At 64.5% G+C, this 14668-nt stretch carries 14 protein-coding genes; 8 read left to right on the forward strand and 6 right to left on the reverse strand.

The annotated features are described in order from the left end of the window. Positions 1-161 precede the first annotated feature (161 nt). Positions 162-962 (reverse strand): MoaF C-terminal domain-containing protein, encoded by an 801-nt coding sequence (locus tag G9E11_RS04680; protein WP_190603283.1) that lies wholly within the window; start codon positions 960-962, stop codon positions 162-164. A gap of 61 nt (positions 963-1023) precedes the next feature. Continuing rightward, on the reverse strand, positions 1024-2460 hold the full coding sequence (locus tag G9E11_RS04685) for an APC family permease (RefSeq protein ID WP_190603285.1): 1437 nt from the start codon (positions 2458-2460) through the stop codon (positions 1024-1026). 211 nt (positions 2461-2671) lie between these two features. On the opposite strand from G9E11_RS04685, the gene G9E11_RS04690 reads away from it, so the two are divergent. Next, the gene (locus tag G9E11_RS04690; protein WP_190603288.1) at positions 2672-3280 is read left to right on the forward strand and encodes a TetR/AcrR family transcriptional regulator; all 609 of its coding nucleotides are present in this window, start codon (positions 2672-2674) and stop codon (positions 3278-3280) included. A gap of 16 nt (positions 3281-3296) precedes the next feature. Here G9E11_RS04690 and G9E11_RS04695 read toward each other — a convergent pair whose 3' ends face one another. Then, positions 3297-4604: a flavin monoamine oxidase family protein gene (locus G9E11_RS04695; RefSeq protein WP_190603289.1), complete on the reverse strand. Its 1308-nt coding sequence runs from the start codon at positions 4602-4604 to the stop codon at positions 3297-3299. A 37-nt stretch (positions 4605-4641) separates the two neighbouring features. Beyond that, the gene (locus G9E11_RS04700; RefSeq protein WP_190603290.1) at positions 4642-4995 is read right to left on the reverse strand and encodes a cupin domain-containing protein; all 354 of its coding nucleotides are present in this window, start codon (positions 4993-4995) and stop codon (positions 4642-4644) included. A gap of 116 nt (positions 4996-5111) precedes the next feature. On the opposite strand from G9E11_RS04700, the gene G9E11_RS04705 reads away from it, so the two are divergent. The 5 genes from G9E11_RS04705 (at position 5112) to G9E11_RS04725 (ending at position 9377) form a co-directional block, all read left to right on the forward strand. Beyond that, positions 5112-5696 (forward strand): TetR/AcrR family transcriptional regulator, encoded by a 585-nt coding sequence (locus tag G9E11_RS04705; protein WP_190603291.1) that lies wholly within the window; start codon positions 5112-5114, stop codon positions 5694-5696. An 18-nt stretch (positions 5697-5714) separates the two neighbouring features. Then, entirely contained in the window at positions 5715-6305 is a 591-nt protein-coding gene (locus G9E11_RS04710; protein WP_190603292.1) for a dihydrofolate reductase family protein, read from the forward strand. Next, entirely contained in the window at positions 6302-7435 is a 1134-nt protein-coding gene (locus G9E11_RS04715; RefSeq protein ID WP_203219240.1) for an amidohydrolase family protein, read from the forward strand. The genes G9E11_RS04710 and G9E11_RS04715 overlap by 4 nt, the downstream gene beginning before the upstream one ends. Before the next feature lie 45 nt (positions 7436-7480). Beyond that, a complete protein-coding gene (locus G9E11_RS04720; protein ID WP_190603293.1) occupies positions 7481-8827 on the forward strand; it encodes a type I glutamate--ammonia ligase in 1347 nt (448 codons plus the stop codon). Between the two features lie 85 nt (positions 8828-8912). Continuing rightward, the gene (locus G9E11_RS04725) at positions 8913-9377 is read left to right on the forward strand and encodes a phage tail protein (protein WP_190603294.1); all 465 of its coding nucleotides are present in this window, start codon (positions 8913-8915) and stop codon (positions 9375-9377) included. Positions 9378-9419: 42 nt separating this feature from the next. On the opposite strand, the gene G9E11_RS04730 is transcribed toward G9E11_RS04725, so the two are convergent. Next, on the reverse strand, positions 9420-10007 hold the full coding sequence (locus tag G9E11_RS04730; RefSeq protein ID WP_190603295.1) for an HhH-GPD-type base excision DNA repair protein: 588 nt from the start codon (positions 10005-10007) through the stop codon (positions 9420-9422). A 67-nt stretch (positions 10008-10074) separates the two neighbouring features. On the opposite strand from G9E11_RS04730, the gene G9E11_RS04735 reads away from it, so the two are divergent. Beyond that, complete coding sequence (locus G9E11_RS04735; protein WP_190603296.1) at positions 10075-11013, forward strand: 5'-3' exonuclease; 939 nt, start codon at positions 10075-10077, stop codon at positions 11011-11013. Between the two features lie 53 nt (positions 11014-11066). Here the strand turns inward: G9E11_RS04735 and G9E11_RS04740 are convergent, their stop codons facing one another. Further along, positions 11067-13223, reverse strand: coding sequence for an amylo-alpha-1,6-glucosidase (locus tag G9E11_RS04740; RefSeq protein WP_190603297.1), 2157 nt, complete (start codon positions 13221-13223; stop codon positions 11067-11069). Between the two features lie 193 nt (positions 13224-13416). Here G9E11_RS04740 and G9E11_RS04745 point away from each other — a divergent pair, with 193 nt between their 5' ends. Beyond that, positions 13417-14658: an MFS transporter gene (locus G9E11_RS04745; protein WP_190603651.1), complete on the forward strand. Its 1242-nt coding sequence runs from the start codon at positions 13417-13419 to the stop codon at positions 14656-14658. Positions 14659-14668 lie beyond the last annotated feature (10 nt).

Consider the following 14668-nt stretch of genomic DNA (forward strand, 5'->3'; position numbering starts at 1 on the left):
CGTTTCGAGGTCCTCAACGGTGTGGACCGGCGCCTCGCCCACGACGCCGCCAGTGGCGGGGTCGAAAATGGTCCGGCTGTCTTGAGCGGGCGCTGCGGTAATGCTGGCAAGCAATGAATCGTAGGTTTCCATTGGTGCTCCTTGGGGAGTGGCTTTGTTGGCTAATGCTTGTGGTTGTCCTGCGGGTATTCGGTAGTGTTCAGGACCGTGAGGCGGGAGTTGAAAGGCAGGACCACCGGTTCGGCGGCGGGCTCGTCCCAGCCGAACATCCGCCCGATGGACCGTTGCTCGCGCAGGTCTATGAGGAGGACGGCCTCAACGGTCATCACCTTCTCGGTCCAGAAGAACAGGTACAGGTCCTCGCCAACGTCGAAAGTGAGGCAGCGGTCGGTGTCGGCGAGTCCTGCCTCGCCGCCGCGAAGGCAGTGCCAGGTGAAGGTGCCGGCGTTGAGGTAGATGTGTTCGTAGGTCTCGACGTCGCTGTAGCGGTAGTAGATGCGCTTGCCGGCCAGCCCGCTGGAGCGGGAGTGGTTGGCCGCAGACCCTTCCACGTTTCCGTGGCTGAACGTGGTGGTGCTGCGGATCTTGTCTCCTTCGGCGATAAAGGAGGTGACGGCGGTTGTTACAGCGCCGCTGTTCCTGTCGAGGATGATGGTGACATTTTCAGCGTGGCGGTCTTCGCCCTTGACGAAGTCGATGATGAAGATCCCGGGTCGCGCTTCGATCGCCTTGTACCTGGCTGCACCTTGATCCTCTTCGCCGTCGGCAGACGTCCAGGTCAGGGAATGCGCGTCATGGAAGCTGTACGCGATTGCGCCACCGCCGTCCTGGGGGAGGTGCAGTGAGGTGCCCGTCAGGGCAGCCGAGGCGGGCAGGGTTTGGTCTCCGAATCCGTCGAGCATGGTGGCCACGGAGGGCCATTCGTTTTCGGGAACGTAGTCCTGGATGTCAGTCGCGGTCATGGTTTTCCTTTGGTTGAGATTCGTTTTTGCTGAACTGTTTGGTTCTTTAGGAGTTGTGGCGTCAGACGATTTCGGAGGCGTAGTCGATGGACGGTTTCTGGACTCCCCGGGCTATTCCTGCGATGAGGACGATGGGGATGCCGAGCAGGAGCCAGCGTGCAGCACCGCCGGCACCGCCGAGCAGGGCGTCGTAGTTGTCCAGGGTCAGGTAGCCGATGATGATGAACGAAATGAAGGACAGGACGGGTGCGATGACGGTTACCCAGAGGTTGTCCCGGATCTTCGCCCTGGCGAAAAAGACGATGATCGCTGCGGACGTCAGGAGGAGGATGCTGATGAAGCCGGCGGTTCCGAGGGCGACGAACCATGCGAACACAGTGGTGATGGGGTCGGCCCCGGAGATCAGGAAGGCGCTGATGATGGTCAGGACCGCGAGGCCGTTGACCAGCCCGGCGAACCTCGGGGCGCCGCTCTTTGAGACTGATGCCAGCTTTGCAGGCAGCGTACCTGCGCGTCCCAGGGCGAAGAGATACCGGGCGAACATGTTGGCCAGGCCCAGCATCATGGCAATGAAGCTGGTCACGACGAGGATTTGCATGGAGAGGCTGAGCCAGGAGCCGGCGCTGCTCTGGGCGAGGTCGAAAATCATGCCGGCGGGGTTGCCTGCGGCTTCGGACTGGACCCGGTCGATGCCGATCGCTCCGCTGATTGCCCAGGTGGAAACCATGTAGAAGAAGCCGACGAAGGCGATGACGAGATAGGCGGCGCGCGGAATCGTCTTGCGCGGGTTCACGGCTTCCTCCGCAAAGACGACTGTCGCTTCAAAGCTGGTGAAGCAGGCAAAGGCGAACAGCAGTGAGATGCCGAGTCCGGGGCCCACGATGTTGGCGCCGGTGAACCCGTCAAAGGTGAAGATCCCAAACCCCTTTTGGGCGATCAGCGAAACGACAAGTGCAGCAACGACGAGGGTTTCGCCCAGGATCAGAATGCCCAGAACCTTCAGGCTCGCATCCACGCCCTTCATGGTCAGGGCGGTAGCCAGCGACAGCACGACGACGATCCAGAAGTAGGGCGGTAGCCCAACTCCTGTCAGGCTCTCGACGAGTTGCTGTGCGAAGACGCCGAACTGGGACCACAGCCCCACCTGGAGGCTGACATAGGTCAGGATCGCGATGCCCGCCCCGCCGGTGGCCCACTGCGTTCCCAGTCCCTTGGCGATGTAGGCGACAAATCCCCCCGCGTTCGTGATGCTGTGGCTCATCCGCAGACATCCCACGGAAAACAGGGCCACCAGTAGGGCTGCGACCACGTAGATGACGGGGGTTCCGGGTCCGCTGGCCGCGAACAGAACAGGGCTCGCGCCGACAACGGCCGCCATGGGCGCGGCGGCAGCAATCGCAAAGAAGGCAACTGCGACGACGCCCAGTTTATTCGGCCGCAGGCGGACAGGGCTGGTGACCGTGCCCTGAGCGGGCATCTGTCCGGTTTGTTGATTCATGGTGTGGCTCTTTCGCCAGGGCAAGGACTCACGAGTCATGCCTATGAGTAAGTGTGGGTGCCGGTTGAAGGCGCACCCCCTCGTGCGCGTCTTCGGTAAAAGCGAATGTGACGAGCGAACGTGTGCCGCATCGCGAGCAAAACTCTACAAGTGTTTAGTTCTGGATGTCAAGGGTCTCAATCGGGCGTGCTGGGGGGGCTAAAATCGCCTTATGAGCTCGGATTCCCAACGTTTGCCCTATGGGGATGGCCGCGATGCACTGCTGGCGGCGGTCATTGATGTTGTTGCCGAGAAGGGCCTGCGGGGAGTCACTTACCGTTCTGTTGCTGCCCGGGCAGGTGTGAATCACACGCTCATTACGCATCACTTCGGTTCGATCGAAGGTTTGCTTGCGGCCACCCTTGAGTGGGCTGTGCAGCGGTCCATTGATGAAACCGGGCTTGCCCGCGTAGCTGATTTCGACGAGCAGTTCGCCGATGCTCTCCTGGCTTCCGTGGCCTCTGAGCCGGAATTGCAGCTGTTCCAGTTTGAAATGCTTCTTGAGGCGCGGCGAAAGCCGGAGCTTAAGGCCCTTCTGGACCGCCTATACGACAACTACATCTCAACAGTCGAAACGGCTCTCCGCGAGCGTTCCCTCGATACGAACGACGAACTTTCCCGGGCGGTTTTCGCCGCACTCGACGGACTGATGCTCCAGTTCCTCACGTTTGGAAATCCGGGGAAGATCAGATCCGCCGTCGTCCAGGTCGGCAGGCTCCTTGAGCGTTCGGGCACAGCCGGCGACGCGAACACCGCCGGCCTCTCCACGGCCGAGAAGTAACGCCTTGCCCTGAAAGTTAGGCGCTGCGCGCGTTCACGATGCTGCGGGCTGCTTCCATGCCGCTTTCGATGGCGCCGTCGATGAAGCCGCCCCAGCCGTTGGCGTAGTCCGAACCTGCGAATAAGAGCGCACCCTGCCGCTGTTGGAAGCTGGATAGGGACTCCGTCAGGAACCCTGGCCGGTGCATGGGCCAGGTCTGTCCGGACAGCGGGTCGCTGGTCCAGTCGTGGCTGGCGACGTCCAGCACTTCAAGGTCCGGCACCAGCAGGTCAACGGCGGCCTGGACCTGCCGGATGTCGGTGGCGTCAAGGCGCGCGGTGTCCGGTCCGAACGCGACGAGGATGGTGTTGCCGTCCTGGTCGTATTCCGCCTGGACGAAGTTCAGCGGCCACTCAGCGGCACCGAGGGCAACGAACGGCTTTACCTCGTCCCTGACAGTGATCCACACCTTGATGCCTTTGGAGACCTGGCCGTCGGCGACGCTCTTCCGGCTGGCCGCGGGAAGCGGGGGATCGAACGCGACCGCCCCCATGGCGCCGAGGGGAAGCGTGCAGAGCACGTGCGCTGCGTGGAACTCTTCGCCGTCGCTGGTCATGACGGCGGCGTTGCCGTCCGCGTAGTGGACGGCCGAAACGGTTTTCCCGAGGCGCACGTCTGTTCCGGCGGCGATGCCGTTGATCAATTTGCCGGTGCCGCCCTGGATCTTGAAGGTGGCGCAGGCTTCGAAGTTGACCATCCAGTCGCCGTTGGTGAGCGCAACCCAGCGCAGCGCCTGAGTGTAGGCGGCGTCGTCTATCGGGCCGTTGAAGTTCAGCGCCCAGAAGGATTCCAGGACGTCCCGGGAGTCGTCCGTGATCTGGAGTTCAGCGATTTTCTTTGGCAGGGAAACGTGGTCAATGCCTTTGATGTCAGGGTTGGTGAAGGGAGCGAAAGGCTGCGGGAAGTACTCGCGCGATTGTTCCACCAGCTTCCGGTTAGGGGCATCGATTTCTTTCAGCAGCTCATCCGGGCTGCCCTCGTGCAGTGCGCCGCCGGCCCACCAGTAGGCACGTTCCGGGACCGGGCTCTGAACGGTGCCGATTCCGTAGCGCGTCATTTCCGCCCAAACGTAGGGCTGGGTCCAGTGGACCCAAGTCCCGCCGATTTCCAGGGGGCGGCCAAGCCTGTCATCGAGCCAGGTTCGGCCGCCGATTCGGTCGCGGGCTTCGAGAACGATTACGGACCAACCGGCCTGGCGCAGTTCGCGGGCCGCGGTGAGGCCGGCAAAGCCGGCTCCAATGATGACGACGTCGGCCTGCTGGGTCTGGGGGATGGTGTTATTCACGATGGAGCCTTCTGCTTTCAAAATTTCCGGGTGCTGATCAGGAGTAGACAAAGAACTCCGTGGTGTCTTCGACGACGGTCCACCGGGTTTGGGCTCCCTTGTTGAATGAAGCCGCTGAGCCTGCCTTCAGATCGAGGCTCTCGCCGCCGTCGACCTCAATGTGCAGGTGTCCTTCGATGATGTGGATGGTCTCGTCCGCCTCGATGAGCAGATCGAACGGCTCGGGGGCGTCTTCAGTGGTGACGTGCCAGAAGCCGGCGGACAGCCCAGGACGGTCGCCGTCTCCGGGGCGTCGCACCCACTGGACCTGGCCCAGAATGAAGGGCTCGTACTTCTGCGGATCGAAGGCGGCGTGGACGGTGAATTCGATGGCGTGCGTGGACGTGGACACTGGTTCCTCCTGGAATTGAACAACTATGCAGCTGCTTAGTTGTGCGTTGCATCACAGCTAAGCATTTGCTGAGGTCTGAAGTCAATACCCTGCGGCCAGCGGCTAGAATCGGTGACATGAGCGGGCAGAAACAAAGTGGCTACGGCACAGGGCGAGAAGCCCTGCTGGCCGCGACCGTGCATGTGGTGGCGCGCAAGGGACTGCGGGGCCTGACATTCCGTGCTGTTGCCGAGCACGCCGGCGTCAACAACACTTTGGTGGTCCATCACTTCGGCAAGCGGGACGCCCTCATCGAAGCCGCACTCGAATGGTCCGTGCAGCAGTCGATCGGGCTGTCACAGCTGGAAGCGCTGCCTGCGACCGAGGAGGAGTTCTGCCAGAGCATTCTGTCGCTGATTGAGGACAACCCCGATATCCAGATTTTCCAGTACGAAATGATCCTGGAATCGCGGCGGCGCCCCGAACTGGCGGGGCCGGTGCGGCACCTCTATGAAAGCTACGTCGCAGCGCTCTCGGACGGCCTGCAACGGATCGGCTTCGGCGGGCAGGAGGGTGCTGCCCAGGCCGCGTTCGCAGCACTGGACGGCTTGGTCCTGCAGCTCTTGGCGGGAGTGAATCCCAAAGGCGTCGAGGCAGCCATCCGGTACCTCTGGGTCGCTTTGGGCGGGCGCGTAACCACCCCGGCGGTCAACGCCAGCTGACGTTGGAGGGAGTCTTGCATGCGCGTTCTGGCATTGAATCACCTCAGCCTCGACGGCGTTCTGCAGGGGCCGGGGCGCCCCGAAGAAGACACCCGTGACGGCTTTCGGCACGGCGGCTGGGCCCAGCAGGACAATGACCCTGCAATGTTCACCGCGATGGGCGAGCGGCTGGGGCCGGGCTTCTCGTGGCTGTTCGGCCGACGCAGCTACGACGACATGCTCTCCTACTGGAACCAGGCCGGGGGCCCATTCAAGGACAGCCTCAACGGGACAAGGAAGTACGTCGCCTCCGCCAACCCCGACACCCAGCTGAAGTGGCCGAACTCCACGCTCCTGAGCGGGGATGTCCCCGCTCAAGTTGCTGCGCTGCGCGATCAGCCCGGGGGCAACTTGGTGATCATGGGCAGCGGCCAGCTCATTCGGTCCCTACTCCCGCTCGGCCTCATCGACGAGCTGTTCCTGATGATTCACCCGCTGGTGCTCGGCTCGGGCCGCCGCCTGTTCGGGCCGGACGACGACGCTCGCCGGCTCCAACTGGTCGACTCCGCGACTACGGCGACTGGGGTGCTGATGACGACGTACTGGCCGGCCCAGTTGGCGGGGCCATGACTCACGCGCACAACCGCAGGATTGACCTGCCCCTGGTCGATCACCACTGCCACGGCGTTGTCGAGGCCGAACTGTCCGATAACGGGTTCAGGAGCCTGGCCACGGAGTCCGGCTGGCCGGCACCGGCAGGCACGGACAGCCTCGATTCGCCCTTCGGGCTTGCGGTGCGGCGTTTCTGCGCCCCGATCCTCGGACTTGAGCCGCTTGCGCCACTTGATGAATACCTTGCGCGCCGCAGGAGCGTCGGCACCGCAGAAGCTAACCGGCTGCTGCTTCACAGCACCGGGACTTCCGACTACCTCCTTGACACGGGCATACGGGATGCTCGGCTTCCTGAACCCGACGCCATGGCAGTGCTTGCTGATGCCCGGGTTTGCGTGATTGTCCGAATCGAGAGGGTAGCCGAGGACCTAGCGGCCGAGTCCACGGCAGCCGGCTTTGTTGCGAAGTTCCCGGCGACGCTGGCCGCCAGAAGCCGCGAGGCGGTGGGGCTGAAGTCCATCATCGCCTACCGTCATGGTTTCGACATTCCCGCCGAACGGCCGTCCGGGCGTGAAGTGCTCAAAGCCGCTGACGAATGGTTCCGTACTGCGGAGAGGACCGGGACGTTCAGAGTGACGGACCCGGTCCTGTTGAGGTTCGGTCTTTGGTCCGGGATCGACACAGGCCTTCCCCTTCAGCTCCACACGGGGTACGGCGACGGCGACGTTGAGCTGTTCCGGGCTGATCCATCCCGGCTCACCCCGCTCTTCCACGCCACCAGAACACTGGGCGTCGATTTCCTGCTGCTGCACTGCTACCCCTTCATCAGGGAAGCCGGGATCCTGGCCCAGGTCTTCCCGCACGTCTACCTGGACACGGGGTTGGTATCGCATTACCTGGGCCCGAGTGCCGGCACAGCGATCCGCCAGGCGATGGAGATTGCACCGTTCAGCAAGGTTCTCTACTCATCGGACTCGTATGGCCTTGCCGAGCACTACGCCGTCAGCGCGGCCAACTGGCGAACAGAGTTCGCGGCCCTGATGGACGAATGGATTGCCTCGGGCTGGGCAACTCCGAGGGACGCCGAGAGAATTGCCACGATGGTTGCCTCGAAAAACGCCAAGCGTGTCTATGACCTGAGCACCTGAGTACCTGAGCGCAGCGCCGATCGCCCGAACGACGGAAGGAAAGCGGTGACTTCAAATCCCAAGGCAGACTTGGATCTCCAGCAAGTCAGGGCTCTTGTCATTTCCCACCTGGACAACGCAGGTGTTTCACGGGTCAAAGTATTGCCGGGACCCAGGGTCGAGGGCGCCTTCCACCATGGCTGCGGCGTCTCAGTGAGCGTCGGAGTCCTCCTGGCGGCCGACGACCACGTCACCCGGTCATCCGGGATCGATCCCATAGTCGGTGACCTGCGCGGAATGCCGGACCGCTCGGCAGTTGCCGTCATCGACAAGGCCAGGGGCCTCGCCTGGGCGCCGGCCGACCTGGTGGACATGCATGGTGTTCCGTTTCCAACCTGCCAGCGCACGGCACTTAAACGTGTTGCTGCCGAATGGTCAGCCGCCGGGCTGGAGGTGTGGGTAGGCACCGAGCTGGAGTTCACCGTGTTCAGCGGTACTCAGGATGCCCCTGTCCTGGCGCACGATGGTCCGGGCTATGGTGCGGCCGCGTTCCTTCAGCTGGAAGCATGGAATCTGGACGTGCTTACAGAGCTGGTGGAGGCCGGCGTTCCGGTTGAACAGATCCACCCCGAGTACGGCCGGGGCCAGGTGGAGATCGCCCTGGCCCCGAGGAGCCCGGTTCAGGCGGTGGATGATTACCTTCTGGCCCGGTTCATCGTCGCACGGGTTTCCCGGCGCCATGGACTGCACGTTTCATACTCGCCAATAGCGGATTCCAAAACTGCGACCAACGGCTGCCACATCCATTTCTCCGCAAGGAACGGGGACGGCAACGTCTTCCACGACGATGCAGCCGCCACGCAGATGAGTCCGGAAGGCGAGAGCATGATTGCGGGCGTGCTCGGCAGGCTGGCGGAAAGCGCCGCACTGCTGGGCGGAAGCGCCTTGAGCCTGGCGCGGCTTCAACCAGAACAATGGGCGGGCAGTTTTATTTGCTGGGGCACTGGCAACCGCGAGGCCGCCGTCCGCTTCGTGCCGGGCCTGAAGGGCGACGAGGACGGGCAGTCGAACGTCGAAGTGAAATGCTGCGATGGGTCCGCCAACCAGTACCTTGCCGTAGCCGCCATTCTTGCCGCCGCGATGGAGGGCTTCAGGAGAGGGCTGAAACTGCCTGAGGGGGTCACCATCGATCCCGGGACCCTAAGCGAGACGGAGCGGGAGCGACTGGATATCCGGGCGTTTGCGCGTGACATGTTCACTGCCCTGGACGATCTGGAGGGCAGCCGTTTCCTCCGCTCAGCGCTGGGCCGTGAATTGCTGGACGCCTATGTGGCTGTGCGGCGCGGCGAAGCAGAGCGATTTGCCAAGCTTGACCGCGAGGCTGTGATCGCTGCCCTCCGCTGGCGCTACTGACTCCAATCGATCAGGAATCGAGAAGCCGGGCTGCAGCGCCGGACATTAGGGTGAGGAGTGCGATAAATCATAACCAGGAGGGCGCATGCCATACACCGTAGACTTCCAGAACGTGTCCACCGTTGGCGTGGAATCGTCCCCAGTGGCGGAACCGCTGGCAGGACTGCGTGCCAACGAGGCACGTTATTACAAGAACAAGTACAACCACACTTTCACCGTCAAGCCCGCCAGCGAGGCGCCGGAAACGCTCGACTGGGTCAACCGCATCCTCTCCGAAGAGCGCAACATCGTCATTTCTTCCCGTCCGCTTGAGGTTACCTCCTTCGAGGTGGACGGTTTCCGGATGGCTTATGTGTTCTATGAATCCGGCCTGTCAATCAACGTGATGTACGGCATCGAGGACGGAGCGAAGCGGGCAGTGGGCTTCAAGCTCTCGCAAGGCATGGAAGTTCCCGAGGAACTCGCGTCAAGCTTCAAGTTCGCACGGCAAAAGTCGAAGCTGGCCGGTGAGATCCGCGGCTCCTACTTCGTGATCAAGGGCGAGTACTGAGCCTATGACGCCAGGGCGACCGGCCGTCGTCGTACTTCAGCCCTATTCGGCGGCCGGCGCCTTCGCTGCCTTGGCGGCAGCCTTTGCTGCCTGCTTGCTGGCGCGCACCTTCGTCAGCGACTCGGGGTCCACGATGTCCGCGACCGAGAGGTAGGAACCCTCCTCGCCATAGTGGCCGGCGGCCTCGCGCCAGCCCGGCGCCTGAAGTCCGCGCTGCTTGCCGAGCAGCGCCAGGAAGATCTTGGCCTTCTGCTCGCCGAATCCAGGCAATGCCTTCAGCCTGCGGAGAACTTCCTTGCCATCGGGTTCGTCCCGGGTCCAAATGGCGGTTGCGTCGCCGTTCCACTCGCTCTGCACGGCCTCGGCGAGCGCCTGGACGCGGCCGGCCATGGAGCCGGGGAAGCGGTGGACTGCCGGACGTTCCTTGAAGACTTCGACGAAGGCTGCCGGGTCGTGTTCGGCGACGGCGGCAGGACTGATGGACCCGATGCGCGAGCGGATCTTTTCGGGTCCGGCGAACGCCGACTCCATGGTCACCTGCTGGTCAAGCAGCATGCCGGTAAGCAGCGCGAAAGCGTCATCGCTGAGCAGTTTGTCGGCGGCGGGGTCGCCGGTGATGTGCAATTCCATGCGCCCATCCTCCCACTTCCGGCCCGTGTCCCAGCCACCGGGTGGTGAATCCGTGTCAGGATCAGTCATGGTCAACCGCCTGATGCTGCTGGATACCGCCTCCCTGTACTTCCGCGCCTTCTATGGCCTGCCCGACACCATCCGCCGGCCCGACGGTACGCCGGTGAACGCGGTCCGCGGGCTGCTGGACATGATTGCGCGACTCACCACGGACTACGGCGCCACGCATCTGGTCGCGTGCTGGGATGACGACTGGCGTCCGCAGTGGCGGGTGGACCTCCTCCCGACCTACAAGTCCCACCGGGTCGCCGAGGTGAGGCAGGCGGCCCCGGACGTGGAGGTGGTGCCGGACGCGCTGGAAGCGCAGATCCCGCTGATCCGCCATGTGCTGGGCCTCGCCGGCATCGCCGTCGTGGGCGCTCCGGAGCACGAGGCCGACGACGTTGTGGGCACCTACGCCAGCCACGCACACCTTCCGGTCGACGTGGTGACGGGGGACCGGGACCTCTTTCAGCTGGTCGACGATGCCCGGCAGGTGCGCGTGATCTACACCGCCCGCGGCATGAAAAACCTCGAAGTCCTGACCGACGCCGTCGTGGTGGGTAAGTACCGCGTGCTACCCGAACAGTACGCCGACTACGCCACTCTCCGCGGCGATGCCTCGGACGGGCTGCCGGGCGTCGCGGGCATCGGCGAGAAGACCGCCGCGGCGCTCCTCCTGGAACACGGCACGCTCGACGGGCTCGTAGCGGCGGCAGCGGATCCCGGAGGCGGGGTGTCCGCCTCGGTGCGGTCCAAGCTTGGTGCCGCCGCGGACTATCTCAAGGTGGCCCCCGCCGTCGTCAACGTGGTGCGCAATCTGGAGCTGCCCTCCCTTGAGGAGGCGGGTGCGGAACTGCACGCCGTCAGGGGCGAGGCGCGGGACGAGCTTGCGCGGCTCGCCACCGAGTGGAACCTCGGTGGCTCCATTCAACGGCTGCTGCAGGCGCTGGACCGCCGCCCCTAGATCCGGACACCGCCCCTGATCCCGACTCAGAGCCGCGAGAACGACGCCGGCCCTTATTTTCCCAGCCCGGCTTCAGCTAACAGTTCCGTCAGCCATGGCCGGTGTTCGCGGTGGAAGGTCAGTCCTTCCGGCAGCCCCTGCACGGAGGGCTCGGAACCCGTGATGTCGATGGTGATCCGGCCGCCGCCCATGGGAGCGTTGGTGATGTGCAGGTCGCCGTAGGATTCGGGCAACACGGGGTCCATCCACATGCCGCCCCGGGACACATGAGCGTCGTACCGCATCAGGCTGGTCACCAGCATGATCGGCGTGGTGGCCGCCCATGCCTGCGGGGAGCAGGCCGTCGGATACGGCACCGGTTCGGTAACCTGGTCCCGGCTGAAGCCGCAGAACAGTTCCGGCAGGCGCCCGTCGGTGAATTCGGCCGCTTCCAGCAGGGCCGTGGCGATCCGCTGTGCCTCCTCCACGAAGCCGTAGCGCAACAGGCCCGCCGCGATGATGGCATTGTCATGGGGCCAGACCGACCCATTGTGGTAACTGGCCGGGTTGTAGGCGCCCATGTTAGTGGCCAGGGTCCGGACGCCCCAGCCGCTGAACATTTCGGGGGTCATCAGCCGCTCGGCTACCAGGGGCAGCTTGTCCTCATCCACGATGCCGTGCCACAGGCACTGCCCCATGTTGGAAGTGCACGCGTCCACCGGCCGCTTGTTGCGGTCCAGCGCGACGGCATAATAGCCGCGGTCCGGCAGCCAGAACTGTTCGTTGAACTTCTTCTTCAGCTCCGCCGCCTCTTCGGTGAGCCGCGCCGCCAACGGTGCGTCGCCGGCGTCGTACGCCATCCATGCCCTGGACAGAAATGCGCTGTAGACCAGGGCCTGGACTTCGCAGAGCGCGATGGGGGGCTCGGCCAGCGTCCCGTCCGCGAAGTTGATGCCGTCCCACGAGTCCTTCCAGCCCTGGTTGATGAGGCCCTGGTCGTTGAGGCGCTCGTACTCGACGAACCCGTCGCCGTCCTTGTCGCCGTAATTCCGTACCCAGTCCAGAGCGCGGTCGGCATGGGGCAGCAGCGCTGCAATCGTGTCCTTGGCGAAGCCCCAGCGGCTCACCGAACCCAGTGACATCACGAACTGCGGCGTGGCATCGACGCTGCCGTAGTAGGCGGATTTGCCGCCCAGCGCCAGCCCGCTGGAGATGCCGAGCCTGACCTCATGCAGGATCTTCCCGGGCTCCTCCTCGCTCATGACGTCCACCACCTTGCCCTGCCGGTCGGCCAGCGTCTGCAGAGTGCCCAGCGCCAGGGACGGATCCACTGGCAGCGCCATTTCCGAAGCCCACAGCGAGTCCCGGCCGAACAGCGTCATGAACCACGGGGCACCGGCGGCCACCACGACGCGCTCCGGATGTGCGGGATCCTCGATGCGGAGCGCGCCGAGGTCGTCATAGCTGCGCCGAAGGGTCCGCTCGATGGAACGGTTTCCCATGTGCAGCTTGGGAATCTTGGCCACCCATTCCTGCCGGCGGCGGTCGCTCGGGGATACGTCACCGGGCGCGGGACGGATTATCGACGACGGCGGGACCCCGCCGCCGTTGGCGGCAGGCGCCACGCTCACCCGAGAGCTCCAGGCACCGCGCGGCGGGACCACCGTCCGGAAGGTCAGGGAGTCGGCCGTGACCTCGGCGCCATGCGCGTTGACGACGACGCTCTTAACGAGGTCCTGCCAGCCCGCCTTGATCACCAGGGAGTCGCCCTCAGGCCGGCGGGATTCTTCCCAGCGTCGCTGGACACGTGCCTCCTTCACCTCAAAAAGATCAGCGAAATCCGATTCAACGCTGAGCGAAACAATGCACTCAGTCTCCTTGGAGGAGTAGTTCCGGATGGTGATCTCCTCGCGGATGCCGGCGCCGACCTCCCGCAGGCGCTCCACGATCAGGGGACTGTCCGCGTACCCGTCAGACCGGGGAACGCGGCCAATAAACAGCGCCCGGTAAGGCTCCTTGGTCTCCGCCGTCAGCGCCTCCAGCGGCAGGCCGTTCACAGACAGATTCCAGCGGGACAGGATGCGGGTGTCCTCATGGAAGACCCCGTGCGGATGCTCCGGGTGGATATCCCCGTTCGCCGAGGAAATGCAGAAGGACGAACCTTCCACCAGGGTGACCGTGCCTGATCCCACCGGACCGGCAGCTGTGTCAGCATTCCAGCCAGCAGCCATTCCCGCCTCCTTCGACGGCTCAGGAGGGACAGCGGCTGTGCGGGCCGGAGCCGCACTGCCTTTCGCCGCCTACTCCGCTGGGCACGACGCTACGCTCGTACGCCGCCTGATAAAAGGGTCTCTGGCGGCCCCCCGCGAAGGCGACGAGAATGGTTCCGTGCCCCAACTCCGCGCCGGGACGGACAGCGAGGCGATGAACCCGGCGGCCCGCAAGGTGCAGCGCATCTACCTGACGCTGACACTCGGCAATACACTTGCGGCGTCGTTCATCTGGGGCATCAACACGCTGTTTCTACTCGACGCCGGGCTCAGCAACCTTGAGGCCTTTGCCGCGAACGCCTTCTTCACCGCCGGGATGGTGCTGTTTGAGGTGCCCACCGGCGTGGTGGCCGACGGCTGGGGGCGCCGGGTTTCCTTCCTGCTCGGCACCGCGACCCTGTCCGTTTCGACGCTCCTCTACTACCTGCTGTGGCAGCTTTCCGCGCCGTTCTGGTCGTGGGCAGTGGTGTCCGTGCTGCTTGGTTTGGGCTTCACCTTCTTCTCCGGCGCCGTGGAGGCGTGGCTCGTGGACGCGCTGCACTTCTCCGGCTACGACGGTGCGCTGGAGACGGTATTCGGGCGCGGCCAGGTGGTGTCCGGCACCGCCATGCTCATCGGGTCGGTGGCAGGTGGCGTCATTGCCCAGGCCACCGACCTCGGAGTGCCGTTCCTGCTGCGAGTGGGCGTTCTGCTGGCCATGTTCGTAGTCGCCCTCTGGCTCATGCACGACGTCGGCTTCACCCCCGAACGCTCCGCGCGTCCCCTTCAGGCGACGCGAGCAGTCCTTTCAGCGTCCATCGAAAACGGCCTGAAAAATCCTCCCGTGCGTTACGTGATGCTGTCCGCGCCGTTCACGGCCGGCGTCGGGATCTATGTCTTCTACGCCCTGCAGCCGTACCTGCTTGAGCTGTTCGGCGACCGCACCGCGTACGCCATCGCGGGTTTGGCCGCAGCCATCGTGGCAGGGGCCGAGGTCCTCGGCGGCTGGCTGGCGCCGCGCTTCCGGCGCCTGGTCCGCAAACGCACCACGGTGCTGATCCTCAGCGGGGCCGGGAGCGCCCTGATCCTGGTGGCGCTCGGCTTCACCCGTGAGTTCTGGGTGGCTCTGGTGCTGCTGGCTGTCTGGGCGCTGGTGGCGGAGGTGGGGACCCCTGTGGGGCAGGCCTACCTGAACGACATGATCGACTCCAGGCAGCGGGCCACGGTACTCAGCTTCGCCTCGCTCATGGGTTCAAGCGGCGGCGTCGTGGTGCAGCCGGTGCTCGGCCGGACCGCCGATGTGTACGGCTATCCGGCATCGGTGGCGTTCAGCGGCGCCATCCAGTTGCTCGCCTTGCCGTTCCTGTACGCCAGCCGCCGGCAGCGCGCCGCGGCTGATGAAGCACACGGCCGTTGAATGTTTCGGC

Source organism: Arthrobacter ipis (assembly GCF_014694315.1).
Classification (GTDB): Bacteria; Actinomycetota; Actinomycetes; order Actinomycetales; family Micrococcaceae; genus Arthrobacter; species Arthrobacter ipis.

Excerpts from the sequence above, each read along its gene's own strand:
- G9E11_RS04735 (WP_190603296.1), top strand. The coding sequence starts at position 10,075 with ATGGTCAACCGCCTGATGCTGCTGGATACCGCCTCCCTGTACTTCCGC.
- G9E11_RS04680 (WP_190603283.1), bottom strand. The coding sequence starts at position 962 with ATGACCGCGACTGACATCCAGGACTACGTTCCCGAAAACGAATGGCCC.
- G9E11_RS04685 (WP_190603285.1), bottom strand. The coding sequence starts at position 2,460 with ATGAATCAACAAACCGGACAGATGCCCGCTCAGGGCACGGTCACCAGC.
- G9E11_RS04715 (WP_203219240.1), top strand. The coding sequence starts at position 6,302 with ATGACTCACGCGCACAACCGCAGGATTGACCTGCCCCTGGTCGATCAC.
- G9E11_RS04690 (WP_190603288.1), top strand. The coding sequence starts at position 2,672 with ATGAGCTCGGATTCCCAACGTTTGCCCTATGGGGATGGCCGCGATGCA.
- G9E11_RS04710 (WP_190603292.1), top strand. The coding sequence starts at position 5,715 with ATGCGCGTTCTGGCATTGAATCACCTCAGCCTCGACGGCGTTCTGCAG.
- G9E11_RS04745 (WP_190603651.1), top strand. The coding sequence starts at position 13,417 with ATGAACCCGGCGGCCCGCAAGGTGCAGCGCATCTACCTGACGCTGACA.
- G9E11_RS04740 (WP_190603297.1), bottom strand. The coding sequence starts at position 13,223 with ATGGCTGCTGGCTGGAATGCTGACACAGCTGCCGGTCCGGTGGGATCA.
- G9E11_RS04705 (WP_190603291.1), top strand. The coding sequence starts at position 5,112 with ATGAGCGGGCAGAAACAAAGTGGCTACGGCACAGGGCGAGAAGCCCTG.
- G9E11_RS04730 (WP_190603295.1), bottom strand. The coding sequence starts at position 10,007 with ATGGAATTGCACATCACCGGCGACCCCGCCGCCGACAAACTGCTCAGC.
- G9E11_RS04725 (WP_190603294.1), top strand. The coding sequence starts at position 8,913 with ATGCCATACACCGTAGACTTCCAGAACGTGTCCACCGTTGGCGTGGAA.